At 64.0% G+C, this 25740-nt stretch carries 23 protein-coding genes and 2 tRNA genes; 15 read left to right on the top strand and 10 right to left on the bottom strand.

Features of this window, described 5'->3' with window-relative positions; translation table 11 throughout:
- The first annotated feature begins 94 nt into the window (after positions 1 to 94).
- Together A9W99_RS21625 and A9W99_RS21630 are read left to right on the top strand one after the other, a co-directional pair.
- Positions 95 to 745 (top strand): TetR/AcrR family transcriptional regulator, encoded by a 651-nt coding sequence (locus A9W99_RS21625; RefSeq protein WP_067383699.1) that lies wholly within the window; start codon positions 95 to 97, stop codon positions 743 to 745.
- A 75-nt stretch (positions 746 to 820) separates the two neighbouring features.
- Positions 821 to 1597 carry an MmpS family transport accessory protein gene (locus tag A9W99_RS21630; RefSeq protein ID WP_067383006.1) on the top strand — a complete coding sequence of 259 codons (777 nt, stop codon included), beginning with the start codon at positions 821 to 823 and terminating at the stop codon, positions 1595 to 1597.
- Here the strand turns inward: A9W99_RS21630 and A9W99_RS21635 are convergent.
- Entirely contained in the window at positions 1594 to 2907 is a 1314-nt protein-coding gene (locus A9W99_RS21635; protein WP_067383009.1) for an MFS transporter, read from the bottom strand. The two genes, A9W99_RS21630 and A9W99_RS21635, sit on opposite strands and share 4 nt — an antisense overlap.
- Before the next feature lie 86 nt (positions 2908 to 2993).
- Between A9W99_RS21635 and cmrA the strand changes: the two genes are divergently transcribed.
- Positions 2994 to 3797, top strand: a complete 804-nt coding sequence (gene cmrA / locus A9W99_RS21640) for a mycolate reductase (protein ID WP_067383012.1) — start codon at positions 2994 to 2996, stop codon at positions 3795 to 3797.
- Between the two features lie 8 nt (positions 3798 to 3805).
- Here cmrA and A9W99_RS21645 read toward each other — a convergent pair whose 3' ends face one another.
- A complete protein-coding gene (locus tag A9W99_RS21645; protein WP_067383015.1) occupies positions 3806 to 5380 on the bottom strand; it encodes a helicase HerA-like domain-containing protein in 1575 nt (524 codons plus the stop codon).
- A gap of 110 nt (positions 5381 to 5490) precedes the next feature.
- Here A9W99_RS21645 and orn point away from each other — a divergent pair, with 110 nt between their 5' ends.
- Both orn and A9W99_RS21655 read left to right on the top strand, forming a co-directional pair.
- The gene (gene orn / locus A9W99_RS21650) at positions 5491 to 6138 is read left to right on the top strand and encodes an oligoribonuclease (protein ID WP_067383018.1); all 648 of its coding nucleotides are present in this window, start codon (positions 5491 to 5493) and stop codon (positions 6136 to 6138) included.
- Between the two features lie 43 nt (positions 6139 to 6181).
- Positions 6182 to 6257: transfer RNA gene (locus tag A9W99_RS21655), tRNA-His, on the top strand.
- Between the two features lie 25 nt (positions 6258 to 6282).
- Here the strand turns inward: A9W99_RS21655 and A9W99_RS21660 are convergent.
- The gene (locus A9W99_RS21660; RefSeq protein WP_253870258.1) at positions 6283 to 7437 is read right to left on the bottom strand and encodes an Ig-like domain-containing protein; all 1155 of its coding nucleotides are present in this window, start codon (positions 7435 to 7437) and stop codon (positions 6283 to 6285) included.
- Between A9W99_RS21660 and A9W99_RS27430 the strand changes: the two genes are divergently transcribed.
- The 4 genes from A9W99_RS27430 to A9W99_RS21675 all read left to right on the top strand — a co-directional run bounded on the left by A9W99_RS27430 (position 7370) and on the right by A9W99_RS21675 (position 11000).
- Positions 7370 to 7522: a hypothetical protein gene (locus A9W99_RS27430; RefSeq protein ID WP_253870284.1), complete on the top strand. Its 153-nt coding sequence runs from the start codon at positions 7370 to 7372 to the stop codon at positions 7520 to 7522. The two genes, A9W99_RS21660 and A9W99_RS27430, sit on opposite strands and share 68 nt — an antisense overlap.
- 359 nt (positions 7523 to 7881) lie before the next feature.
- Positions 7882 to 7954 (top strand) — tRNA-Lys (locus A9W99_RS21665).
- Positions 7955 to 8337: 383 nt separating this feature from the next.
- Positions 8338 to 9939, top strand: coding sequence for an MFS transporter (locus tag A9W99_RS21670; RefSeq protein ID WP_082930146.1), 1602 nt, complete (start codon positions 8338 to 8340; stop codon positions 9937 to 9939).
- Positions 9940 to 10124: 185 nt separating this feature from the next.
- Positions 10125 to 11000, top strand: coding sequence for a sigma-70 family RNA polymerase sigma factor (locus tag A9W99_RS21675; protein WP_253870196.1), 876 nt, complete (start codon positions 10125 to 10127; stop codon positions 10998 to 11000).
- Positions 11001 to 11075: 75 nt separating this feature from the next.
- Here the strand turns inward: A9W99_RS21675 and A9W99_RS21680 are convergent, their stop codons facing one another.
- The 4 genes from A9W99_RS21680 to A9W99_RS21695 all read right to left on the bottom strand — a co-directional run bounded on the left by A9W99_RS21680 (position 11076) and on the right by A9W99_RS21695 (position 14889).
- Positions 11076 to 11648 (bottom strand): TetR/AcrR family transcriptional regulator, encoded by a 573-nt coding sequence (locus tag A9W99_RS21680; RefSeq protein WP_067383027.1) that lies wholly within the window; start codon positions 11646 to 11648, stop codon positions 11076 to 11078.
- 190 nt (positions 11649 to 11838) lie between these two features.
- On the bottom strand, positions 11839 to 12138 hold the full coding sequence (locus tag A9W99_RS21685; RefSeq protein ID WP_067383030.1) for a PE family protein: 300 nt from the start codon (positions 12136 to 12138) through the stop codon (positions 11839 to 11841).
- Positions 12139 to 12154: 16 nt separating this feature from the next.
- Entirely contained in the window at positions 12155 to 13549 is a 1395-nt protein-coding gene (locus tag A9W99_RS21690) for a PPE family protein (protein ID WP_067383033.1), read from the bottom strand.
- 110 nt (positions 13550 to 13659) lie between these two features.
- Entirely contained in the window at positions 13660 to 14889 is a 1230-nt protein-coding gene (locus A9W99_RS21695; RefSeq protein WP_067383036.1) for a PPE family protein, read from the bottom strand.
- 502 nt (positions 14890 to 15391) lie between these two features.
- On the opposite strand from A9W99_RS21695, the gene A9W99_RS21700 reads away from it, so the two are divergent.
- The 4 genes from A9W99_RS21700 to A9W99_RS21715 all read left to right on the top strand — a co-directional run bounded on the left by A9W99_RS21700 (position 15392) and on the right by A9W99_RS21715 (position 19349).
- Positions 15392 to 16681, top strand: a complete 1290-nt coding sequence (locus A9W99_RS21700; RefSeq protein WP_067383039.1) for an ArsB/NhaD family transporter — start codon at positions 15392 to 15394, stop codon at positions 16679 to 16681.
- A 311-nt stretch (positions 16682 to 16992) separates the two neighbouring features.
- Positions 16993 to 17955: a metal-dependent hydrolase gene (locus A9W99_RS21705; protein ID WP_067383701.1), complete on the top strand. Its 963-nt coding sequence runs from the start codon at positions 16993 to 16995 to the stop codon at positions 17953 to 17955.
- Positions 17952 to 18140 carry a ferredoxin gene (locus tag A9W99_RS21710; RefSeq protein ID WP_067383042.1) on the top strand — a complete coding sequence of 63 codons (189 nt, stop codon included), beginning with the start codon at positions 17952 to 17954 and terminating at the stop codon, positions 18138 to 18140. Before A9W99_RS21705 ends, A9W99_RS21710 begins: the two co-directional genes overlap by 4 nt.
- Positions 18141 to 18143: 3 nt before the next feature.
- Positions 18144 to 19349, top strand: a complete 1206-nt coding sequence (locus A9W99_RS21715) for an NAD(P)/FAD-dependent oxidoreductase (protein WP_067383045.1) — start codon at positions 18144 to 18146, stop codon at positions 19347 to 19349.
- An 11-nt stretch (positions 19350 to 19360) separates the two neighbouring features.
- Here A9W99_RS21715 and A9W99_RS21720 read toward each other — a convergent pair whose 3' ends face one another.
- Both A9W99_RS21720 and A9W99_RS21725 read right to left on the bottom strand, forming a co-directional pair.
- Positions 19361 to 20533 carry a serine hydrolase domain-containing protein gene (locus tag A9W99_RS21720; protein ID WP_067383048.1) on the bottom strand — a complete coding sequence of 391 codons (1173 nt, stop codon included), beginning with the start codon at positions 20531 to 20533 and terminating at the stop codon, positions 19361 to 19363.
- Complete coding sequence (locus A9W99_RS21725; protein ID WP_067383051.1) at positions 20530 to 22008, bottom strand: biotin carboxylase; 1479 nt, start codon at positions 22006 to 22008, stop codon at positions 20530 to 20532. The genes A9W99_RS21720 and A9W99_RS21725 overlap by 4 nt, the downstream gene beginning before the upstream one ends.
- Positions 22009 to 22221: 213 nt before the next feature.
- Here A9W99_RS21725 and A9W99_RS21730 point away from each other — a divergent pair, with 213 nt between their 5' ends.
- Complete coding sequence (locus A9W99_RS21730) at positions 22222 to 23976, top strand: DUF3556 domain-containing protein (RefSeq protein ID WP_067383054.1); 1755 nt, start codon at positions 22222 to 22224, stop codon at positions 23974 to 23976.
- Here the strand turns inward: A9W99_RS21730 and A9W99_RS21735 are convergent.
- Positions 23965 to 24852: a LysR family transcriptional regulator gene (locus A9W99_RS21735; protein WP_082930148.1), complete on the bottom strand. Its 888-nt coding sequence runs from the start codon at positions 24850 to 24852 to the stop codon at positions 23965 to 23967. The genes A9W99_RS21730 and A9W99_RS21735 overlap by 12 nt on opposite strands.
- A gap of 111 nt (positions 24853 to 24963) precedes the next feature.
- Between A9W99_RS21735 and A9W99_RS21740 the strand changes: the two genes are divergently transcribed.
- Positions 24964 to 25737, top strand: a complete 774-nt coding sequence (locus A9W99_RS21740) for an SDR family oxidoreductase (protein WP_067383061.1) — start codon at positions 24964 to 24966, stop codon at positions 25735 to 25737.
- The last annotated feature ends 3 nt before the right edge of the window (positions 25738 to 25740 follow it).

Consider the following 25740-nt stretch of genomic DNA (forward strand, 5'->3'; position numbering starts at 1 on the left):
GCTTACCGTGCGAATTGAGTTAATTGCACGTAACTCGTGCTACGTTAGTGACGATTAACCGAAGTGTCCAGGACGACTTGGGCGGAGGTCCGTGGTGACAGCGTCCGCTTCAGACGGCCGGCAAGGCCCCGCCGAGGCGCCGAACCGACGCAGCCAGTTGAAGTCCGACCGGCGCCTGCAGTTGCTGTCGGCCGCCGAACGGCTGTTCGCCGAACGCGGTTTCCTGGCGGTGCGGCTGGAAGACATCGGCGCCGCGGCCGGCGTCAGCGGTCCGGCCATCTATCGGCACTTCCCCAACAAGGAATCACTGCTGGTCGAGTTGCTTGTCGGGATCAGCGCCCGGCTACTCGCCGGTGCGCGAGAGGTAATCGACCGTCGTCGCGACGCGTCCGCCGCACTGGACGGCCTGATCGATTTTCATCTGGACTTCGCGCTGGGCGAACCGAACCTGATCCGGATCCAGGACCGAGACCTTGCCCACCTGCCGGCGGCGGCGCAGCGGCAGGTGCGCAAAGCCCAGCGGCAATACGTAGAGATCTGGGTCGGCGTGCTGCGCGAGCTGAATCCCGAATTGGCCGAAGCCGATGCTCGGGTGATGGCGCACGCTGCCTTCGGATTGCTGAATTCGACGCCACACAGCATGAAATCGGCTGACGCCAAGCCCGTGGGTGCGCCGCGTTCGCGCGCCGTCATGCGGGCGATGACGGTTGCGGCCCTATCGGCCCGCGACCAGCAGGTCAGCTGATTGGTCTGAGGCGCCGCACCAGCGCGGACTCGCCAAAACGCCCGGCGCAGGTACCCTGCAATCCATGAGGTGGGCATGACCGATCCGCGTCGTCCTGAGTGGTCGAGTGCCCCTCAAGAGGGGTCTGACGCGAGCGATCCCAAGGATCAGCCCTACATCGACCCTGCCTACGCCGAGCAGGCGCCGTATGCGCAGACCTACGCCGGATCGGCTGCCCAATGGGCGCCGCTCCACACCGAGGCGAACCCGACCCTGGAGTTGCCCGCCTACTGGCAAGAGGAGCAGGCACGGTCCGGGGAACGGCCTCGGCAAGACCCGGCGGCCCCGCTGCCGGACGGGCCGAAATCACCGCGTTGGTTGTGGTTCTTGGCAGGCGCCTCGGTGATGCTGGTTGTCGGCCTGGTTGTCGCACTGTTCTTGGCTAACGGCGCGGTCAAAACCCAGACCGCTGTCCCGCCGTTGCCGGCCATGCCCGAGTCGAGCTCGACCACGCCGTCCCGGTCGGCAGCCCCGTCGACCTCGCGTCACCCGCGGCCTCTGCCCCCGCCCACGGGGGCGCCGACTGAGACAACCGGGCCAGCCGTCGTGCAAAGCGTTGTCTACAACGTCGTCGGCGACGGCCGGGCGATCAGCATCAGCTACATGGACACCGGCGATGTGATGCAGACCGAGTTCAATGTCGCTCTGCCGTGGAGCAAAGAGGTCAGCCTGACCAAGTCGTCCCTTCACCCACCGATCCTGACGATCATCAATATCGGCCACAACGTCACCTGCACCCTGACGGTCGCGGGGGTTCAGGTGCTGCAGCGCGAGGGCGTGGGTCTCACGATCTGCAACGCGCCACCGAGCTAAGCCTCGGCAACGCGCAGTCGTGGGACACGTACCACCAGCATCGCCAGGATGCCCGCGGCCAGAACCAGCGCGATGCCACCCAGACCGGCGCGCGCGGTGCCGAAGAAGTCGACGAACACCGAGAACAGCGACGGCGCCGCGAACTGCGCCGCGCGCCCACTCATCGTGTACAGGCCGAACGCCATCCCCTCCTTGCCATGCTTGGCCATGCGCAACAACAACGTGCGCGACGACGACTGCGCCGGTCCGATGAACAGGCACAAGACGAGTCCGCACGCCCAGAACGCCACCGGACCGGACAATCCCATCAACATCAGTCCCACGCTGAGGATCACGAGCAGTGACCCGATGATGACCGGTTTGGATCCGATCCAGTGGTCGACGAAGCCGCCGACCACCGCCCCTACCGCCGCAACCACGAGGGCCGCCACACCGAATATCAGTATGTCGGCTCTCGAGATGCCGTAAACCCTGACGCCCAGCACCGCACCGAAGCCGAATATCGCCTGCAATCCATCCCGGAAGAGCGCGCTGGCGACCAAGAAGAAGACCAGGTTGCGGTCGCGTCGCCACTCCGCGCGCACCTCAGTCAGCAGCTTGCGATAACCGCCCAAGATGCTGGTCTGGTCTGATACCTCATTGGCATTGGGTAACCGGTGTGCAACCAATAGCAATGGCAGGGCCAAGACGGCCAGCCAGGCTGCGGCGAGCAGCAGGGCCGTGCGGGCATAGAGTCCGTCGTGGAGCGGCACGTGAAGTAACCCACGCTCGTCGCCCTTTCCGGAAACGAAACCGAATAGGACGAGCAGCAACAACAGAACACTGCCGAAATAACCAGCTGCATAGCCGTATCCGGAGATTCGGCCGGATGTCTCCGGCGTGGATAGCTGACGCAGCATAGCGTTGTACGGAACGCTCGCAAGGTCGGTGCACGCCGCAGTCGCCCCCAGCAGGGCCAGCCCGGCCCAAAAGTAGACGGGCTGAGGGCGGATCAGATACATCGCGCTGGTCAGTGTCACCGCCATGCCGGTCAACACGCTCAGCGCCACCCTCCGGCGGTGTGGTGATTCCACCCAAACGCCGACGGCTGGCGCCAGCACCGCGATAGTCAACCCCGCGACCGCCGCGGCACGGCCCAGCCAGCTTTCCGGCTTGGTACCGCCGGAGATGCCAACGCCCACCGAGCTGGTCAGGTAGACGGCGAACACGAAGGTCCCCACGACCGCGCTCAGACCGGTCGACCCGGCGTCCCACAGCGCCCACGCAATTACCCGAGACCGCGTGATCGTGCCCGAGGCCGGATGGCTCATGCCGGGGACTCTATTTGTCGGGCAGACGACCCGCTGCGCCCGGCTACGCAACAACCGCGCAGGGTGCCCTGTCTACGATTGGCCGCATGCCGATACCCGCCCCCAATCCCGAGGCGCGCGCCGTTGTCACCGGAGCTTCGCAAAACATCGGCGAAGCGCTGGCCACCGAACTTGCCGCACGCGGACACAACCTGATCGTCACCGCGCGGCGTGAGGACGTGCTCACCGACCTGGCCGCGCGACTGGTCGACAAATACCGCGTCGCCGTGGACGTTAGACCCGCCGACCTGGCCGACCCGGAAGAACGGGCGAAGCTCTGCGACGAGTTGGCCAACCGCCCCGTCTCGATCCTGTGCGCCAATGCCGGCACTGCGACTTTCGGTCCGGTCGCCAGCCTCGACCCGGCGGGTGAGAAGGCCCAGGTACAGCTGAACGCCGTTGCGGTGCACGATCTTACGTTGGCGGTGCTACTGGGCATGATCGAGCGCAAGGCCGGCGGCATTTTGATTTCCGGTTCGGCGGCGGGCAATTCGCCGATTCCCTACAACGCCACCTATGCGGCGACGAAGGCGTTCGCGAATACCTTCAGTGAATCGTTGCGCGGTGAACTGCGCGGTTCCGGCGTGCACGTCACGCTGTTGGCGCCGGGCCCGGTGCGCACCGAGCTACCCGACGAATCCGAAGCCTCGCTGGTCGAACGACTGGTCCCCGACTTCCTGTGGATCTCGACGGAACACACTGCCCGGGTATCACTGGATGCATTGGAACGCAACAAGATGCGCGTCGTCCCAGGGCTGACGTCGAAAGCCATGTCAGTGGCAAGCCAGTACGCTCCGCGCGCCATCGTCGCGCCAATAGTGGGCAGCTTCTACAAGAAGCTCGGCGGCTAACCGAACCGTTACCTTCTGCGGCGCCGTCCGGTGCCGAATATGTTGCGAGTGATCTCGCGTACGCCGGTGTTGATCGCACTTTTCACGGTCGGATCGTGCAATACCTGCTCAAAGATGCTCGGGCCCTTTTTCTCGGCCGGCGCGGGCATCGGCGGCACGTCGGTGTCCGCCGGTGGGCTGTCGGCACCCGGCTCGGACGAGGGTGGTCCGGCGGCCTGCTTGGCCCGCAGCATCTCGTAGGCCGAGTCGCGGTCGATGGTCTGCCCGTAGTTGGCTTGCAACGGGCTGTCTTTGGCCGCCGCGCCGATCGCGTCGGCGCCGATGGCCGCCATCAGTGAACGGGGCACCCGCATGCGGGTCCACGCGACCGGCGTCGGTGCCCCCTTCTCCGACAGCACGGTGACGACGGCCTCGCCGATGCCCAACGACGTCAGCGCCGATTCCAGGTCGTAGACATCGGTTTTCGGATATGTGCGTACGGTTCGGCTCAGCGCCTTCTGGTCGTCCGGCGTGAACGCGCGCAACGCGTGCTGAACGCGGGCGCCCAGTTGGGACAGCACGTCGTTGGGCAGGTCGGTGGGCAGCTGGGTGCAGAAGAACACCCCAACGCCCTTGGAGCGAATCAGCTTGACCGTTTGCTCGACCTGTTCGAGGAAGGCCTTGGACGCGTCGGCGAACAGCAAGTGCGCCTCGTCGAAGAAGAACACCAGCTTGGGTTTGTCCGCGTCACCCACCTCGGGCAGGTGCTGAAAAAGGTCGGCCAGCACCCACATCAGAAAGGTGGAGAACATGACCGGGCGCGCGGCCTGCGCGCCGAGCTCGAGCAATGAGATGACGCCGCGCCCTTGATCGTCGACGCGCAGCAGGTCGTCGGGGTCTAATTCCGGCTCGCCGAAGAAAGTGTCAGCGCCCTCGGATTCCAGGTTGACCAACGCCCGCAGGATCACTCCGGCTGTCGTAGACGAAACAGCCCCAAGGTTTTTCAGCTCAGGCTTGCCCTCATCGCTGGTCAAAAAGGTGATGACCTCACGTAAATCCTTCAGATCCAGCAGCGGTAACCCCCGCTGGTCGGCGTAGTGAAAGATCAACCCCAGCGTGGATTCCTGGCTGGCATTGAGCCCCAATACCTTTGACAGCAGAATCGGCCCGAAGCTGGAGATGGTGGCACGCACCGGCACGCCGACTCCGCCGGTGCCCAACGACAAAAACTCCACCGGGAATCCGGTGGCCTGCCAATCGTCGCCGGTGTCTTTGGCCCGCGCGGCGGTCCTGTCGTTGGCCTCCCCCGGCCGGGACAGACCGGACAGGTCGCCCTTCACGTCGGCCATCACCACGGCCACACCCGCGGCGCTGAGCTGTTCGGCGATCAGCTGCAGCGTCTTGGTCTTGCCGGTACCGGTGGCCCCGGCGACCAGGCCATGCCTGTTGATGGTGGCCAGCGGAATGCGGATCTGGGCGCCCGGATCTGCCTCGCCGTCGACGACGACCGTGCCCAGTTCCAGCGCCTGGCCGGCTACCGCGTAGCCCGCCGCGATCCGCTGGGCGGGCCCACCGCCTCCTTCAGCCGCCGATTCGGTGCTCATCGTGCCGCGCCCCTCTTTCCGCCTGGTTCCCGTCAACTCCGGCAAAGCCTGAGCCTACTTCCTCAGGGGAACCAGGGGCACAGCCCGGCGTGCGCCTACTGTAGAGCGCTGTGCGCGACGAATTGGTGTGGATCGACTGCGAGATGACCGGTCTGGATCTGGGCTCGGACAAGCTGATCGAAATCGCGGCCCTGGTTACCGACGCAGAGCTCAACATTCTCGGCGAGGGAATCGATGTGGTGATTCACACGGACGATGCCGCGCTTGCGTCGATGATCGACGTGGTCGCCGAGATGCACTCGCGCTCCGGGTTGATCGACGAGGTGAAAGCTTCCACGGTCGACTTGGCGACCGCCGAATCGATGGTGCTCGACTACATCGGCGAGCACGTCAAGCAACCCAAGACGGCCCCGCTGGCGGGCAACTCGATCGCCACCGATCGCTCGTTCATCGTCCGCGACATGCCTCAACTGGACTCGTTTCTGCACTACCGGATGATCGACGTCAGCTCCATCAAGGAACTCTGCCGGCGCTGGTATCCGCGGATCTACTTCGGCCAGCCGACCAAGGGGCTCACGCACCGCGCCCTGGCCGACATTCAGGAATCCATCCGCGAGTTGCAGTTCTACCGGCGCACCGCATTCGTGCCGCCGCCAGGGCCGTCTACCAGCGAAATCGCCGCAGTGGCCGACGAACTGCAGAACGGCTCAAGCGCCCCGGAATCAATCGATTCGGCTGACGAGCCGCCGACCCGCTAATATCGACGTCGCCGCTCGTTGGGCAGGACCCAGCGCGGCCACGGTGGCTGTAGTTCAGCTGGTAGAGCACCAGGTTGTGATCCTGGGTGTCGCGGGTTCGAGTCCCGTCAGCCACCCCACTGCGCGAGTTGACGCGCTAACGCGTCAGGTATTGGCGTTGCCCGCTTTCCACTGCGACCAGGGAATGTTCCAGTCACCCAGCCCGTCGGTCCCGGGCAGCGTGCCGCCCACGGTGTTGACGACCTCGACAATGTCGCCGCGCTTGACGTGCTCGTAGAACCACACGGCGTTGCTGGGGCTCACATTCAGACACCCGTGGCTGGTGTTGGTGTTGCCTTGAGCGCCGACCGACCACGGCGCCGAGTGCACGAAGATCCCGCTGTAAGAAATCTGCGTGGCCCAGTCGACATCGGTGCGATAACCGTTGGGCGAGTTAACCGGAACCCCGTAGGTCGACGAATCCATGATGATGTGCTTGAACCGCCCACCGACGATGTAGATGCCGTTGGCGGTCGGGGTGCTGTTCTTACCCATCGAGGTGGGCATGGTCTTCACCACTTCACCGTTGATGCGCACGGTCACCATCTTGGTGTTGTCGTCGGCCGTCGCGATGACCTCGTCGCCAATTGTGAAGTGCGTCTTCACATTGTCTTCGCCGAACATGCCATCACCCAGGTCGACGCCGTAGGTGTTGACTGCGACGTCGACCGTTGTGCCTGGCTTCCAGTAATGCTCTGGGCGCCAACGCACTTCGCGGTTGTTCAGCCAGTAGAAGGCGCCTTCGACCGGCGGATTGGCGGTGATCGTGATGGCTTTCTGGGCGGCCATGCGGTTGGCGATGTTCTCGTCGAACCGGATCGCCACCGGCTGGCCGATGCCGACCACCTCGCCGTCGCTCGGGTTGACGTAGGGCATTGTCAGGTGCTCGGGCGAACTGGTCGCGAAGCTCATCTGTCGGCTCGCCGTACCGCCCAGTCCATGCGCCTTCACGTTCAGCGTGTAGTGCCGGTTGTAGCCGAGTTGCTCGGTCGTGGACCAGCGCAATCCGTCGGGGCTCACCTGACCGGCCACCGACCTGCCGTTGTCGTTGACCATGGTGACCGAGGCCAGGACGCCGTCGGCAACAGTGACGGTGACGGGTGCGTCGACGGTGACGCCGACAGCGCCGTCGGTTACCGAGGCGGTGAGCTTGGGGACCATCAGGTCAGCGAACGGCGTGCCCTTGTCTGTGATGGCTTTCACTGGCGAGGCGGCCGGGCTGCTGCTGCAGGCAACGCCGAACACAGCAACCGAGATCATCGCCACCACCAGCGATAATCGTGGTCTGCGCAAGGGCGTCATCAAGCCGCCTTTCAGGAAATATGGCTTAGTTGGTCACCAGTGACCCCGAATAGTTGAGAATATTCTAAGGGGTTACGGCCGGTGCCCTTGCCAATATGGGCCCCAGTGCCCCAAGTCCTGGCTTTTCGGACACAAGCTCGTGACACTAAGTCAGCATCCGGGCGTCCGCAAACGCTAGACGCCTACGCCCGGTTGGCGGATGGCGACTTCTGCTTCGCCTTGGGCCTGCTGCGGGTCGCGATAGCCTCGACGCGCGCGAGTTTGACCACGCTGGAGCGGGGCCCGACGGGGTGTTAAATGCCAGAGATTGCGCGAGGCTCAACAGCTATCCTGGACTGATCCGGGATTTCCTTCCGCGGCAGGACGCCTGTTATTGTCGCGTACGCGGTCTCGGCCGCTTAAGCGCCGTTAGCTCAGTTGGTAGAGCAGCTGACTCTTAATCAGCGGGTCCGGGGTTCGAAACCCTGACGGCGCACAATCCCATTACCGCAGTTCAAGCTACCTTGCCGGCCGCATGGCCGTTGTCAGGCGGCCGCTCGGCATGAGATCCGGCCGAATCCCGTCACCGGACCTCGACCGCCCGGAGACCGCGCACAGCAAATCACGTCGAGGTCGGTTCTTCGTAATGTCGAGCCCTCGCGTGACTTGGTACCTTGCCCGTCCAGTTTCGCACCTCAACATTCATCGTGCAGGTGTAGTGCGCACGATTTCAGGGGGCGCTCGTCGCTACAACTGCGGACCCACATTTTGCTCCGCGTTCCAATCGAGCGGTACCTTGAGTTCAATCCACGCCGACCGCCACCGGCCCTGGGGCAGCGGTAGGCATAGGACACGGAAGAACACGGAGGAACCCAGACTTTGATCGATCGCGTCGTCTCGCCGGCCATTGGATCCCAGGAGATGGATGATTCATCTGTCGCCGGGTCGGCCGCGCGGAGGCGCCGCACTCTATTCGTAGCGTGCGCCGGCGTTGCCTTGGTCGTTTCCTCGATGACCGCTCTGAATACCGCGTTGAGCGACATCGCACTAGCGACTTCCGCGACGCAGGCCCAAATGACGTGGGTGGTCGACGGTTACACACTGGCTCTCGCATGCCTGCTGCTGCCGGCGGGAGCCATCGGCGACCGCTACGGCCGGCGCAGTGCCCTGCTTGCCGGACTTGTGATCTTTGCGATCGCATCATCGCTGCCGCTGATCTTCGACAGCCCAATGCAGATCATCGCTGCACGGGTATTGGCCGGTGTTGGCGCCGCGTTCGTCATGCCCGCAACGCTCTCCCTACTGACAGCCGTCTATCCACCGCAAGACCGCACGAAAGCCGTTGGCGTCTGGGCCGGTGTAGCCGGTTCCGCGGGAGCCATCGGCTTGCTCGGCACCGGTACGCTCCTGCATTTTTGGCCATGGCGGTCCATCTTTTGGGCACTAGCCGCCGGCGGAGTGACCCTGGTCCTGTTGACTCTCACCATCGCCGAGTCAAGGCACGCTCACTCACCGCCGCTCGATCTACCCGGATCGGTGCTGATTGCCGCGGCGGTCGCAGTATTCGTCTTGGGAATTCTGCAAGCGCCCACCTACGGATGGGCAGACACCCGCGTCTATGGCTGCCTGATCGGCGGCTCGGCTCTCGCGGTGGTATTCGGGTTCATCGAGTTTCGGCGCCGCCAGCCGTTGCTCGACATTCGTCTATTCGCCAATCCCGATTTCGGAACCGGTGCGGCGGCAATAACTGTCGTGTTCTTAGCCACCTTCGCTCTCTTCTATCTCACCACGCAATACGTCCAGGAGGTGATGGGTTATTCGCCATTGATGACGGCGTTCGCGTTGAGCCCGATGGTGATACCGCTGCTCACATTCTCGACACTGTCATTCTGGTATGTACCGAAACTCGGCCTGCGAACCGTCATTCTCCTGAGCATGGTATTGGTCTCCGTCGGATTCCTGTACATGCGGACGCTTGGGGTTGCTTCATCCTTTCTCGATTTGTTCTGGCCACTACTGGTGATCAGTTCCGGATTTGGACTGTGCACAGCGCCAACGACTTCGGCGATCATGAGCGCCGCCCCTGACGAAAAGCACGGCGTCGCATCGGCGGTGAATGACGCCACCCGCGAGATCGGAGGTGCACTTGGCATCGCCATAGCTGGTTCGATTCTCGCCGGCAGCTACAGCCATCGGATCGCAGCAAGTTTGCGAAATTTTCCGAAGGATGTTCGGGAGCCAGCTGCCAATTCATTGCCGAAAGCGCTCGCCGTCGCCAATCATCTTGGCTCGCAAGGACATCAACTCGCCGAGCTCAGTAAGGCCGCGTTTGTCGCGGCGACGAACTCGTCGTACGGCGTCATGGCCGCCATAGTTGGTGTTGCGGCCGTCATCATCCCCCTCTTCGCTCCAGGGCGCGACGGTCGACAACTTCGTGCCGTTCGCCGTCTCCAGACGTTCGTTAACCGCCGTCGCTCGTAGATACTTTTGCAGTCCGGTTGCGTCGGTGCACTCGCGATGAGCACTGCGTGAAGTCGTGCTCGAACCAAATTTTCGGTCTACTGCTGAATGACTCGTGTTGGTTTCACATCCGACGCTGTCAAGTGGCGCCGGGGTAGACAGAGCTGTCTACGCTGTGGTATCAGTGCTAGTAGACAGATCTGTCTATGGCGCTCTCGGCGGCGCGGGTAAGGAGCGTGATGAACCGAACAAGTTCGCCTACCGCGATCTTAAGTTGCCAACAGAAGCCACCACGCACATCCACGGCCGACGACGGCGGACAGGTCGATATCGAGGCGCTGTTCGAATATCTGGTCAACGCGGCCACGGGTGACGAGCGTCGTGAATGGCGTCGCGAGATCATCGTCGGCTGCCTGCCACTGGCTGATCGCATCGCCCGTCGCTTCGCCGGGCGCGGTGAGCCTAGCGACGACCTGACGCAAGTTGCCCGGATCGGGTTGATCAAGGCCATCGACAGATACGACCCGGCAAAGGGAAGCTTCCGGCCGTTTGCCGTCATCGTCATCTCGGGTGAGGTGCGGCGGTACTTTCGCGACACCACTTGGGGAATGCATGTCACGCGCGGCATCAAGGACACCCATCGACGGGTAAGGGCCGCGAGCGAGCCGCTGTCTCAGCGACTTGGCCGTGCGCCTACGGCCCGCGAGCTGGCCACGGAACTGGACGTTGCGCGGGAAGACATCAGCATGTCGATGGACGCGACATACGCCTATCGGCCAGCATCCCTCGATGCGCGCGCATGGGGTTGCGCCGACCATGGCATGGAGTCGCGTCACGGAGCGGACGACCATCGCTTTAACGCGGTTGAGGACGCGGTGACCGTTGCTCGATCAATCACCGAACTTTCCGACAGGCAACAACTGATCGTGAAGATGCGGTTCTATGAGCACCTGACTCAAGCTGAGATCGCACAGTATTTCGGCGTCTCCCAGGTACATGTGTCCCGGCTTCTTGCCGCCGCACTGGCGCGCCTGCGCGCACAACTGTCGGACGCCTCAACCGAACGGAAGATGTCGGCTTAAGTCGCGTCGACGGACCGATCTGAAACGAGAGAATCCAACTGTTCGGTTCCGTGGCAAGGGGTATTCGCCGGCAGCCTATCGGTGCTGATCGATCAGCCAGGCCGCCATAGGCCTGGCCCGTCGCGCCGCATTCCGATCACCCTCGGCGGCACACACGATGCTGCCCTTGATCAAGCTGTTGAATGCCCAGGAAAAGCCCCGGGGGTCCCGTAATCCAGCCTTTTTGGCCCGAGTCGCGAAGACGCCGCGGATCTTGTCCAACTGCGCTGCACATGCTTCGCCGACTCGCCCTTCACCGCCGACTTCGAACAGGACTTTCACAAAGGAGCAGGCCTCGTAGTCGAGTTGAGGACGAAACCACGCGTCGAGGACGTCGAACGTTGCCAGCAGTTGCTCTACCGGGTCGTCACTGAGTTCGGTTGGCCGGCGATCGATCACTTCAGCGGTCCACAATTCGCCGCGTCGCTCCAAGAACGCCAGGGCGAGGTCCTCCTTGGAGGGAAAGTACTTGTATAGGGTCGCCTTTGCGACACCCGCCTTGGCAATAATCTCGTCGACGCCGACGTTAGAGATCCCACGCCTGGTGAACAACTCGTACGCGGTAGCGATCAGCCGTTCCCTGGCACCCGTCAACTCCGTGGTCGTCATCTGCACAACTTTCGCGGGTTTCGCCTGAACTTTGCTTCACCATACCGGTGCGAGGAAACCAAACAGATCTGGTCGTGCACGGCCGCCGAACGCAAGAACTGCTCAGCCTCGCGTGTCACGGCCAATTGAACACCGACACAGAGACATTCGATACTTGGGACTGGAAAAAACTGAACGGACGTCGACGCCATTAGCCGGTCGCGATAGCGTTGGCGGCTTCGGTCGCCGCGTACGACACAGCGCTGGTTCCCAACGCATTGACGAACATCTCGTGGATGGCCGCTGCTTGAGCGCTGACCGCCTGATACATCGTGGCGTGGGCGGCGAATTGTGCCGCTGTCAGCGCCGACACCTCGTCGGCCGCGGGTGGAAGCACTCCCGTCGTCGGGCCGGCCGCCGCTGCGTTTTGAGCGGCCATCACCGCCCCGATACCGTGCAGGTCACCCGCCGCCTCTGCCAGCGCCTCGGGTTGTGTTGTAACAAAAGACATTTGATGTCTCCCTTCACTATCCCCACTGCGCCTTGGGCATCATGGGTTTGACCTTGCTGGCCGACGACAAATGCACTGCATGGACGCCTGGCTTCTTCGACAGCTGGTCCAACAGGGCCTCCAGGTGCGCCTTGTCGGTGTGCCAGTGCTGTACCGACTCCGGTTTCTCGGAGAGTTCCGTAAGGACGCGCTTGAGTTTTTCCGGTGTCTTGGCGTCCTCATCCGGTTTCAAGGCGCCTACTCCTCGCCCGGCGGTTGCGACTATCGCGCGAGGAGCGGTTGCGCCCAGCGTGCTGCCTGCCAAGCTCGCCAAGGCCAGTTCACCGCAAAGACTTTCGATGCTTGCGGCGACCGTCGGGGCGGCACCCGCGCTGGTGGCCTGCAAGGCGGTGGCGGCAAGCCGGATCGCCGGCGTGGCTGCGGCCCAACTCGGCGGCACTGACAGCCCGCCCACGACGTTCGCGCTGCCGACACCTGCCGATACCGCCGCGGGTCCGGACACTTGCGCGCCCAGACCCAGGCCACGCGACGCAAGAAGCCCCGTCTCGCTGCTGAGCGCTGTTGCTTGGTCGTTGATGGTCCGTGCCGCCGCCACCAAGCCCAAGCTGATACTGAGCGCCGTGTCGTTGAACGGGCGGATACCTTTCGTGACGAACTCGATATTCGCGGCAATCTTCGCCAACGGCGATGAATTCAGGTTGTCCAAGAAAGTGCTCAACCCCGACAGCGACGGTGGATCGGCCGCCGCGGGCGCTGCGGCCGGTGCGGCCAGACTTTGCAGCGACTGCGGTGTCGCCGACATCACCTGCGACAATGCCGATTGCGCGTTCGCCGGTGCCGTGCCGGCGGCGTGTGCAACCGCGACCGATTGGTCTGCCACCCCGCCTGGGTCGGTGGTTTGCGGCGGCGGGCTGAACGGTGTCAACCGAGTGGCGGTCGCCGAGGCCGCGGCGTAGCCGTACATTGCGGCGGCATCTCGGGCCCACATGTCCAAGTACTCCGCCTCGGTGGCCGCGATGGCGGGCATGTTCTGCCCCAGAAGGTTGGTCTGCACCAGTGCCGCCAGCTGACTGCGGTTGGCGGCGATCACCGGCGGCGGCACCGTCGCCGCAAACGCGCTCTGGTAGGCGGCAGCTGCAGCCCTGGCCTGAGCCGCCGCCTGCTCGGCTTGCATTGCGGTAGTGCTCATCCACCCCGTGTACGGTGCGACCGCGGCCGCCATGGTCGCCGATGACGGACCCTGCCAACCGACAGTCAGGCCCAAGATCACCGACCGGTACGACGTCGCCGCTGACTGCAGCTCGGTGACAACCCCGTCCCACGCCGACGCGGCGGCCAGCATCGACCCCGATCCCGGGCCGGCATACATGCGACCGGAGTTGATCTCCGGCGGCAACACTCCGAAATCCATCACTACCCCTCAGCCATTCGCGGTCGCAGCTTTAAATCGCCTCGGCAGCAGGCGATTTGCGGGAAACTGTTCGTTGTTCGCAAGCAACGCTGTAGGTCGAAGCAATGCGGCTACTCCTCGGCGTCGTCGGCCGGTATGACGATGATGGTTGCCGTAGTGGCGCAATTCCCGAATGCAGTGCCGCCGCCCACGCCTACCGTGCGGACAGCGCTACCGCCGGCACCGGCCATCGCGGGTCCGGCCACGCTCGACAGCGCCATATTGCTGAGCAGCGTTCCCTCTCCGTCTGCCGCGAGGGCCACCGGAGCGGTAGACAGCGTGGTTTGCGGCAAGACTGCGCCGAGTGGCTGCACCGCCGGTGCCGCCGCGGCCCATCCTGGCGGCACCGACAAGCCGCCTACCAAGCCGGCTCTGCCGATGCCCGCTGGTATTGCAGCTCCGCCCGGGCTCGACGCGCCCACCACCCGCATCCCCGGCGCAAGCCCACTTGCCGCGCGTTGGATCTTGGACAGCCTCGCGGCCGCGCTGGTCAGGTTCGCTCCGTTTTGGGGAAGCAGATAGTTTTCGATCCCGAGGAGGTATGGGCTGCCGGCGATGCCGAACAAGGACGTCGGGCCCAGAGGTCCGGTAAGTGCAGAGTCGAGCGATGAGAGCAGCGACGGCGGATCGGCCGCGGCAGCGGCGGCGGGGGTAGCCAGGCTCTGCAGCGACTGTGGCACAGCGGACATCAGCTTCGGCAGGGTCGTTTGCGCGTCCGTCCCGACCGATGCGCCGGTGGCCTGCGCGACTGCAGCGGTCTGGCCCGCCGTGCCGGCTGGGTTGGTGGTTTGCGGCGGCTGACTGAACGGCGTCATCTGCGCTGCGATCGCCGAGGAACCGGCGTAGCCGTACATCGCGGCCGCATCCTGCGCCCACATTTCGGCGTACTGAGCTTCGGTTGCCATGATCGCGGGAGTGTTCTGGCCCAGAAAATTTGTCGCTATCAGCGTCAACAGCTGCACACGGTTGGCCGCGATCAGCGGCGGCGGCACCGTTGCGGCGAACGCGGCCTCGTAGGCGGCAACCGCCGCCCTGGTCTGCAGGGCGCTCTGCTCCGCCTGCGCCGCGGTGGCGCTCATCCACATCGCGTAGGGCGCGGCCGCAGCTGCCATTGCTGCCGACGAAGGACCCTCCCAGCCGAACTCCAGCCGCGAGATCACCGAGGAATAGGAGGCGACGGTCGCGTGCAATTCCGCGGCCAGCGCCTCCCAGGCTGCTCCGGCGGCCAGCATCGGCCCGGGTCCAGGACCGGCGTACATGCGACCTGAGTTGATCTCGGGCGGTAACAGCCCAAAATCCATCCACCACCCCTTTCTCGCCGGATGCAGTGATCGGCAAACTGTCCGATCGTGCTATTTCCCTGGGCTTGCTGGCCGTATACATGGAGAACGCTGTGAAAGAGCTGTCGGCGGCTTATGCCTTGCGAGCCTCCGCATGGTCGAGTGAGACTGCTAGACAAACCGTTTCATCCGTGGCAGGGCCGCATCACGTTGGCGCCGTTGATCAGAGCGTCGATTGCCCTGCGCAGGAAACGATCCCAACGCGAAGAATCCCAACGCCTCAAGCGAGCGCCTCGATCGGGGGCCTGGCCGGATTGGACGAAGGAATTGCCCGTCGACGTTGGCACCACGAATCTGGTGCAAGACGGTCGGTTTGGGGTAGGTTTTGCAGTGGTGCGCCGGGAAGTCGGGTCGGCAGTGATCACCCGTCTCGTGAAAGGCCCTTCCTGGTGTCCGTCTCCCAAGCGGTTTTCGTGCATGTGGAGTTCCAATTAACTGACCGCACATGGCGCAGTGATCCGCGATGACCGTCCTTGCGATCACCGTGTTCGTGGTCGCCTACGGCCTGATTGCCAGTGATCGGATCAACAAGACGCTCGTCGCCCTAATCGGCGCTGCCGTTGTCGTCGGTATTGGGATCGTCGGTTCCGACGATGTCTTCTTCTCCCGGCAGACCGGGATCGATTGGGACGTCATCTTTTTGCTATTCGGGATGATGGTCATTGTCAGCGTGTTACGCCAGACCGGCGTATTTGAGTACGTCGCAATCTGGGCAGCCAAACGGGCGAATGGCTCGCCGCTGCGGATCATGATCCTGCTCGTTCTGGTCACCGCGCTGGCGTCGGCGTTGCTGGACAACGTCACGACGGTGTTGCTGATCGCACCGGTCACACTGCTGGTCTGCGATCGACTGGCAATCAACCCCGCACCATTTCTGATGGCAGAGGTGTTCGCGTCAAATATCGGCGGCGCGGCCACCCTGGTCGGTGATCCGCCTAATATTATTATCGGCAGCCGGGCGGGCTTGTCGTTCAACGACTTTCTGATCCACATAGCGCCGATCGTGATCGTCGTGCTGGCTGTTTTCGTCGCGATGCTGCCACGCCTGTTCCGCGGTTGCTTTACCGTCGATGCCGACCGGGTCGCCGATGTGATGTCGCTCAACGAGCGCGAAGCCATCCGTGATCGTTCGCTATTGATCAAGTGCGGCGTCGTCCTCGTTCTCGTGTTCGCCGCGTTCATTTTGCATTCGGTCCTGCATATCCAGCCTTCCCTGGTCGCCCTGTTCGGTGCGGGCATCCTGGTTCTCGTGTCGCGGCTGGAGCAATCCGATTATCTGTCTCTCGTGGAGTGGGACACGCTGCTGTTCTTCGCCGGCTTGTTCGTCATGGTCGGTGCGCTGGTCAAGACCGGCTTCATCGCCGACCTGGCACGGGCAGCGGTGCAGGCAACCGGGGGAAATGCGCTGCTGACCGCGATGCTGATCCTTGGAGTCTCCGCACCGGTATCAGGCATCATCGACAACATCCCGTATGTCGCAACGATGACGCCTATCGTCAGTGACCTTGCCGCAAGCATGCCAAGCCACGTCCATCCCGGCGCGTTGTGGTGGGCCCTTGCCCTGGGTGCGGACTTTGGCGGCAACCTGACCGCCGTAGGAGCCAGCGCCAACGTCGTCATGATCGGAATCGCCCGCCGCGCAGGCCATCCCATCTCCTTTTGGCAATTCACCTGCAAAGGCGTACTGGTCACCGCGGTATCCATCGCGATATCGGCTATCTACCTGTGGCTGCGGTACTTCATCTCGGCCTAGGCAAAGAGACCTCCTCGCCGCCGCGATCACTATCGACTGTGCGATGACGCGGCCGCGGGCCTTCAAGGCCTTCAGCGGTCAACTGAATCGCCGGCTAACCCGGGCAGGCATCCGCCTCGACAGAAAACTTTCAGAGATCCGGGACCACCGGTAGGCATAACCCTGCGGTCGCGCGGGTAGACGGCGAGGTGGAACGGTTCAACGGCGACGAGCGTCCGTACTTCGGAGTTCTGCCGGGCGCTTCTGTCTTGGGTCGACCGCTTCAAACGAACGCAACAAAAGACCAAGTGCCGGTCAGCAGGAGGAGCTTCATGCCAGAAGTCGAACTTCATCACGAGGGACACCCGAAGTATCGCCGGATGGTGCGCTTCGACTGGTCGGAGACGCCGCTGCACTGGGTGCCCGACGACCCGTTTTCGACACACATGATCAATGTCCTGCATCTGTTGCTGCCCGAGGGGGAGCGGCACTTCATCAAGGCCGTCCTGGAGGCGTCGTCCCTGGTCGACGACCCTGAGCTGGAGGCGGCGATCAAGCCGTTCATTCAGCAGGAGTCGTGGCACGCCTGGGCGCACCAAGTGGTACTGGATCACTTGGCCGAACAGGGCATCGAAACCAAGCCGTACACCGATCGACTCGGGAGACTGTTGTCCCGGACGCTCGGTGATGCGCCCAAGTGGTTTCCGCCGGCGATGAAGCGTTGGTGGCTGTATCGGCGGCTGGCCGATGTGGCCGCGCTGGAACATTACACCGCGATGTTGGGCCAGTGGGTGCTGACGAATCGGGGCCTGGACTACGCGAAGGCCGACCCCATGATGCTCGACCTGTTGCGTTGGCACGGCGCCGAGGAGGTCGAGCATCGCTCGCTGGTGTACGACGTCTTCCAGCACGTCAGCGGCAACTACTGGATCAGGGCGTTCTCGATGTTCTTCACGTCGCCGTTGTTCATTGGCTGGTGGGTCGCCGGGGCTCGCTACCTGATGGCCCAGGACCCGACCATCGATCGCAAGTGGCGCTGGCGGGACTGGCTGTGGGCCGCCCGCGAATATCGGTTGCCGGGCCCGTGGAAGCTTATGGTGACGACGCCCGTCCGGTATCTGCGGCCCAGCCATCATCCAAACGACGAGGCGTCCACGCAGATGGCGGTCGACTACTTGAACTACTCGCCGGTGGCAAAGGCCGCCCGCGAGCGGGCGCTTTCTCAAGCCAGGTCTGGGGAGCCGGACCAAGGCACCAGTTCCGACGAGTCGATGGAAAGGGCGACGGTGCAATGAAAGTTTCGGTGGATCTCGACACCTGCGATGGCAACGGCGTCTGCATGAGCATCTGCCACGAGGTGTTCGACGTACGAGAAGACGGACTCCACCTACTCCAAGAGGAGCCCCCGACGGAGTTGCGACAACAGTTGTTAGGCGCCGAGGTGTCTTGCCCCACGCAGGCGATCACAGTGAAGGACTGAGCGATGCCCGGTCGTCAGCTAGGACAGATTGTCGTCGTCGGTAGCGGTGTGGCGGGGACACGCGCGGCGGAGACTCTCCGCCTGGAGGGCTACGACGGCGAGCTGACCGTCGTCGGCTCCGAGCGACACGCCCCCTACCACCGACCGCCGCTGTCGAAGAAACTGCTCACCGGACAGATTCATCGGGCGGGCGCCGACCTGGCCCCTCAATTCGAGCTCGAGGCGCGCGTGCTGAGGGGCGCGTCGGCGATCAAGTTGGACATGTCTGCCCGCACCGTGCACTTGCGCGACGAAAACCAAGACTTGTCACAGGATTTCGACGGATTGGTGATTGCCAGCGGCGCGGTCCCGCGCGAATGGCCGGGCGGTCCGGTTCCCGACGGGGTGTTGTTGCTCCGCACGGTCGATGACTGCCTGGCGATTCGGGAGCGACTGGGTTCGCAGCCCCGGGTAGCCGTGGTCGGAGGCGGATTCATCGGTGCCGAGGTCGCCGCGAGTTGCCGATCACTCGGGCTGGATGTGGTGCTCATCGAAAAGGCCTCGGGCCCACTGCTGACCGCGTTGGGCGAGGAGATGGCAGCCTGCTGGGCCGATCTGCATCGTCAGCATGGGGTGGACATCCGGGTCGGTGTCGGCGTCGACACATTCGTCGGAGACGGTCGGGTGGAAGCGGTTCGGCTCTCCGACAATTCGCAGATTCCGGCCGACCTCGTCATCGTCGGCCTAGGGGTGACCCCTGCCACCGACTGGCTCGACGGCTCCGGGCTGCGTGTCGACGACGGGGTGGTGTGCGACGCCACGGGCGCCGTGGAAGGCGGAACAGACGTCGTCGCGGCCGGTGATGTCGCCCGTTGGTGGCATCCGCTGTATGAGCGGCACTTGCGTACCGAGCACTGGGACGACGCGGGACGTCAGGGCGCAGCCGCGGCTCGGACTCTGCTGGCAGGCCCAGACCGCGCCGCAACCTACGACGAAGTGCCGTATTTCTGGTCCGATCAATACGACGTCAAACTGCAGATGCTCGGTATCCCAACCGATTACGACGCGTTCGAGATCATCGAGGGCGATCCCCGCGCATGGGACTTCATTGCCGCATACGGGCGTGACGGCCGCACCATCGCGGTGCTGGGAACGATTACGAATAGGGTGTACGCCTACCGCGATGCCATCCACGAACGCGCTGAGTTTCCGCCGAGGCCGCCGGATTAGCAACGGCGCGATCAGGTTTCAGCGAGCTCGTGTGCCACCGCATCGAATGCGCGCAGCGTGTCCAACATGTGCGGCTCATGGGAGTGGGGCTGGGTGGACAACTTGGCGGCGACCACCTCCGCGGCGCGGTTGACGTAGATCATCTGACCGCACATGCCCAGGCACAACACGACATTGCTGCCCGGGTAGGGGAACCACATCTGGTTGCGGTACATCCCGCCGGGCATTTCGGTGTCGTCGGGGCCGTCGGCGAACGCCAGGCGCGAGTCGGGCCCGCCGTCGAGGGTGTCGGAGATCCACGCCGACGGAACCACTTGTTGGCCGGTCAATGAGGCACCGTCGCACAAGAACAGCGACCCGAACCGGACCATGTCGTTAAGACAGGCGCTGATGCCGCCGTCGAACAGTCCGGTCCCCTCGGTGTCTACGCCGATGGTGGCGTCGCATTCGGCGCCGATACGGCTCCACAGCAGTTCCGACATCAGCTCGGGCATGCGTTGGGCACCTGCTACCTCGCAGATCCAGCCGAGCACATCGGTTTCACATGAGCGATATTCGAAAGGCCCGCCGTGAGATGACTTCTGCCGCAAGGTCAGCAGAAAGCCCCGCAACGTGGAAGGGCTGTCCGGGCTGCTTTTCGGCGCCCACCCGATCGACTGGTCGAGAAGGTGTATCTCCGCGGCCGGCTCGCCGTAGTCTTCCGAGAAGGCGATACCCGACCTCATGTCGAGCAGGTGGCGCACGGTCGCACCGGAATAGCCGCAGTTCGCCAGTGCGGGAACGTATGCCGTCACCGGGGCGTCTAGCTCGATTTCACCGGCCCCGTGCAACACGCCTACGACGGCTGCCACAAGCGACTTGCTCACCGAGAACAGCAGGTGCCGGGTCTGGGCCTGCAAGCCACCTAGGTACTCCTCGGCCACTATCGAACCGCGGTGGGCGACAGCCCACCCGTCGGTAGCGGTGGCGGTCATCACCGCGCCAACGGTGGTCGCTATCCCGTCGGAGCTGGTCACCCGGATCTCGGCCACCGGAGCACTGGCCGCGGGCAACGCCGCGACGGGCCCGGTCCCCCGCGAGATCACCGCGGTCGGCACGAAGTCCGCGACGTGCTGGAATGACCAGTGCGAATACGGCGCGGACAGCCAGTTGCCCAGTGAGATCCCGCTCGGGACACTGCTCACGCTCTGGCGACGAGGCGCGAGACGATCGGCGCAGCCGGCGTCAGGGGGGTGGAGGCGAACTTCGCCTTGAGGCCTTTGACCCAGCGCCGGCACCGCTCGGTGAGCTGGTAGTCCTCGGTCTGCAGATGCCCGCGCGTGAAGAGCACGCCCAGTTGGGCACCCTCGAGGCGTAAGTCGCCCGGCGCCGCGACGCGCATATAGAAGGCCTCGGACCCGTCAAGCAGGGTGGCCCAGTCGTTGGCGGGGCGCGCGAAGGAGACCCGCCCGTCGTCGTCGATCCGCCACACACCGGTTCGTGGCGTCGCGGTGAAAATCTCGATATCCGGCGAGGTCTCGGACATCACCAACTGACCCCATACTTCGTCTTCGCCATAGCCCCGCTCCCAGCGCGAGTTGATTTCCTCGATGTCGAGCTCGTACTCCACGTCCATGTACTCGAGCAGGTGGAAGAGGAACAGCGGCATGTCGGCGTAGGCCTCGGTGGTCAGGTTCGTCATCGGGCTGGCGCCGCTGATGCGCGGGTTGACCTCGCCGAGATAGAGCTCGTCGGAGTCCAGGTCATGAAGAAGGTCCACCTCGAAGTAGCCGCGGTATCCCTCGCGGTTCAGGATGTCGCCCAGCTTCCGTACGATTTCTCGCGCGGCGCGGGTCTTTGCGGGCGGCAACACCTCACGCCAGATGTCATTGCCGCACCAGCCGCCTTTGTGCGGCGTCAGCTCCGGGTAACCGACCAGACTCGTCATCGCTGGGCCGATCACGGTGCCGTGCCGGGTCACGGCGCCCTCGATGCACACCTCGACATTGCGGATGCGCTTCATCACTTTGACTTCCTGCCCGGCCAGCTCACCGGCATGGTCGTCCCAGTCGCGCTGGCCGCGCACAAAGAACACCGCGCTGCCAGCGTCGCCATAGGCGGCCACGACGACGAGGTCATCGCCCAGTCCGGCGCCTTGCGCGAGCGCCGACAGCTCGTCATAGGACCCGGCCCGCCCGATCACGTGCGGCACGCTGGTCACGTCCGCTTTGTCGGCCAGGCGCGTCATGACGAGCTTGGAGCCCAGGCGATGGCGCAGTTCAGCCGCGGGATGCATGACCTCTAGCCCCGCGTCCTGCGCGAGGCCCTGGGTCTTCTCGTCGAGCATCACGAAGCAGGCCTTGCCACCGGGCCCTCGGCCTGCGATGAACTCGAGTGTCTCGGGATCACGCAGGAGGTGATTGCATACATCCCCCATGCAATCGAAATCGATGCGGTCGCGCCGCCGGGGCACGAAGACGCGCGAATGTACGCCCTCGAATGAGTCAAAGTAGTTCAGGTAGAAGAAGTTTCGTACCCAGCGATCGATGCCCAGCAGGTTGAACGGGGTCGGCGAGATGAAGTACAGCGGCACCTTGTTTGTATGGAAGAACGCGCGAACGTCCGACAGGCCCTTCAGCGGGGGGCGGGCGTCGGGATCCGGGTCATTGGGGGGCACCATCACGCCGGCCTCAGCGACGTCTGGGCCCGGCGGCTCAACGGGATGCAATCAGGTAACTTCATCCCACAAGTGTGGACCGGCGCACGGCCGTGCGGAAAGTGTGGATTGCCTCAACCTCGGTCTCGCGCAGGAGTAATTTCTTCCTGACCGTAGTGCCAGGCCTGCCGATCGGCGCCATCACCACCGATCGGCACCGGGGTCCAAGGAGCCGCAATGGGGTTCATTCAGCCCAATCTGCCCGTCGTCGACCTGGCCGACTGGAGCAAGCGCACGCGTGCGGAGCGCATTGTGCCGATGACTCGCCATATCGCCGAGAACGGGTTCGGCACTCCGTTGGTGATGCACGTGATGTACGGCGTGAAGATCGCCCTGTACATCCTCGGGGCCTGGTTATTCGCCCTGTCCACCAAAAGAATCCACGGTCTCACCAATGTCGCCGCGTGGTGGTCGGAACCGATCGTTTTCCAAAAGGCCGTGCTCTACACAATGCTGTTCGAAGTCGTCGGTCTCGGTTGCTGCTTCGGGCCACTGGCGGGCCGCTACTTTCCGCCCATGGGTTCGATCCTGTACTGGCTGCGACCCGGCACCATCCGCTTGCCGCCCTGGCCCAACCGGGTGCCGTTGACCAAAGGCAGCACCAGAACCCCGCTCGATGCGCTGCTCTACGGCACCCTGCTTACGGTGCTCGCCATCGCTCTGGTGTCCGACGGCACCGGGCCAATTCCCGCCCTGGGCACGGCAATCGGCGTGCTGCCACGGTGGCAGACCGTCGCAATCCTGTCCGTCCTGGCTGTGCTCGGCCTGCGCGACAAGGTGATCTTCCTGGCCGCTCGGGGCGAGGTATACGCGCCGCTGGCGCTAGCGTTCCTGTTCTCCGGAGCCGACGGTGTCGTGGGGGCGAAAGTGGTCTTCATGGTCATCTGGCTGGGCGCGGCGACATCGAAGCTCAACAGGCACTTTCCGTTCGTGATCTCGACGATGCTGGCGAACAACCCGTTCATCCCCTCGGGGTTTCTCAAGCGCTCTTTATTCAAGCGGTATCCAAATGACCTGCGGCCCAGCGTGTTAGCGGGTTTCATCGCGCACTTCTCCACCGCGGTGGAAGGGCTGGTCCCGCTGGTGCTGTTCTTCTCCCACGGGGGCTGGCCGACGACCATCGCCGCGTTCGTGATGATCGTGTTCCACCTGAACATCCTGCTTGCGTTCCCGATGGGTGTGCCGCTCGAGTGGAATGTGTTCATGATCTTCGGGGTGCTGTGGCTGTTCGTCGCGCATGCGTCGCTGGGGCTGTCGAACCTCGCCCACCCGCTGCCCGTCGCGGTCCTGTTCGTAATCGTCGCCGGAACCGTCGTCGCCGGAAACCTGTTCCCGCGCAAGGTTTCCTTCCTGCCCGGCATGCGGTATTACGCCGGTAACTGGGACACCACCCAGTGGTGTGTCAAGCCGTCAGCCGACGAGAAGATTCGCATAGGCGCTCGCGCGCTCGGTCCGATGTATCACCTGCAACTCGAGCGGCTGTACAAGACCAAAGAAGAAACCTTGGTGCCGATTCACCTGGCCTTCGCGTTCCGGGGCATGAACACGCACGGGCGCGCGCTCTACACCCTGGTACACCGCGCGCTGGCCGGCTACGACGAAGACGACTACAACGTGTGCGAAGGCGAGAATCTTTGCGCGATGGTTCTCGGCTGGAACTTCGGCGACGGCCATATGCACAACGAGTGCCTGATCGAGGCGTTGCAGGAGCGCTGCGGGTTCGAGCCTGGCGAGGTGCGGGTGGTGATTCTCGACTCGCAGCCAATCCATCAGCAGCGACAGGAATACCGGCTCGTCGATGCGGCGACGGGTGAGTTCGAGCGCGGCTACGTCGACGTCGCCGACATGGCCGACGCCCAGCCGTGGGCCGATGACATTCCCGTGCACGTCCAAAGCAGCGTCCGCGCCGATCTGCCCCCTTCAGCCGGCTGAACGTCGCGCGAGCAGTAGGCTTCGCGGTTCTGACAGGGTGTGCGGCAGCCACAGGGCCTGGACCGGCACCAGCGGCGGGTCGACCAATGGCCGGACTTCGACGCGACCTTGCAGTGCAGTACCGCTGGGCGCGGTGACCAGGGCGACGTAGTCGTTGTCGGCGACCGCCGTGACCGGCGGAGTGCCCTGGGTTTTGTTGACGACCAGTGCAGGTTCGAAACCCGCTCGGCGACAAGCTGATACGAGGAAGTCGGTGTAGAACGAGAACGTCGGCGGCGCCCACACGACCAGCGGGTAAGCCGCAATGTCGGTCAGGGCGATTCGAGCCTGTCCGGCCAGCGGGTGTCCGGCGCGCACCGCAACCCGCAGTTCGTCATAGCCGGTGACGGTTCCCGCGAGATCAGGAGGCGTGGTGGCGCCGCGACGGAAACCGACGTCGATGGTGCGATCGAGCAGTCCCCGCTGCAACTCGTCGGGAAACATCTGACGCGCCGTGACGGATAATTCGGGCAGCGCGCTCCGCAGCGGCTCGATAATCGTGAAAATTTCTTCGGCGGTGATCGCGGGCGTATGCCCGACGACAAACGGCGGCGAGCTTCCCGCTGCGACCTGTCGCGTCGCATCGGCGAGCGCGGTTGCGGCCGAAAGCAACAACGGCGCGCCCTCGCGAAGCTTTCGGCCCGGTGCGGTGAGTGTCAGTCGGCGGCCGCTGCGCTCGAACAGACCCACGCCGAGCGCACGCTCGAGCCGGCGCATCGCCGTGCTTAACGCCTGCTGGGTCAGGTGAAGGTGGTCAGCGGCCGCGGAGAGACTTTCGTGGTCGGTGACGGCTACGAATTGCGCCAGCCGATATAGGTCTATCGCCGCCTCCGGCACGGTCCCCCGATCAACAAACAGTGTTTGTCTGAAGACTACTAAATCCTGTTAGTCATTTGTGCTTTTCGCCCGTAGCGTCGTCCAAAAGAGGTCAACGAGAGGAGTCTCCTAGTGAGCGACCACAGCCTGCAGGGCAAGACAGTTCTGATCACCGGCGGCGCGAAGAACCTCGGCGGATTGCTCGCTCGCGATCTGGCCGACCAAGGTGTCAAGGCGATCGCGATCCACTACAACAGCGACGCGACAAAGCCCGCAGCAGAGGAAACGGTTGCGGCCATCGAGGCCTCCGGCCCGAGCGCGTACGCGTTCCCGGGCGACCTGACCTCAGCCGCCGCGGTGGCCGGCTTGTTCGACGACGCGAAGGCGGCCATGGGGTCGATAGACGTCGCGGTCAACACCACCGGCATGGTGATCAAGAAACCGATTCCTGAGATCACCGAGAGCGACTTCGACAAGATCTTCGCGATCAACTCGAAGACCGCGTTTTTCTTCATCCAGGAAGCGGGCAAGCAGCTCTCCGATGGGGGCAAACTCGTCACCCTGGTGACGTCGTTGTTGGCCGCCTACACCGGGCTGTACTCCATCTACGCCGGATCCAAAAGCCCCGTGGAGCATTTCACCCGGGCAGCGTCCAAGGAATTCGGGGAACGCGGCATCTCCGTCGTCGCGGTAGCGCCGGGGCCGATGGAAACCCCGTTCTTCTATGGCCAGGAGACCGACGAATCGGCCAAGTTCAACCAGACGGCGGCCGATCTGTCGAAATTCACCGAGACGGGTCTGACCGACCCTGTCGACATAGTTCGGCTCATCCGCTTCCTGGTCAGCGACGGCTGGTGGATCACAGGACAAACCATCTTCGCCAACGGCGGCTACACGACTCGTTGAGGC

The organism is Mycobacterium sp. 1164966.3, assembly GCF_001665395.1.
Lineage (GTDB): Bacteria > Actinomycetota > Actinomycetes > Mycobacteriales > Mycobacteriaceae > Mycobacterium.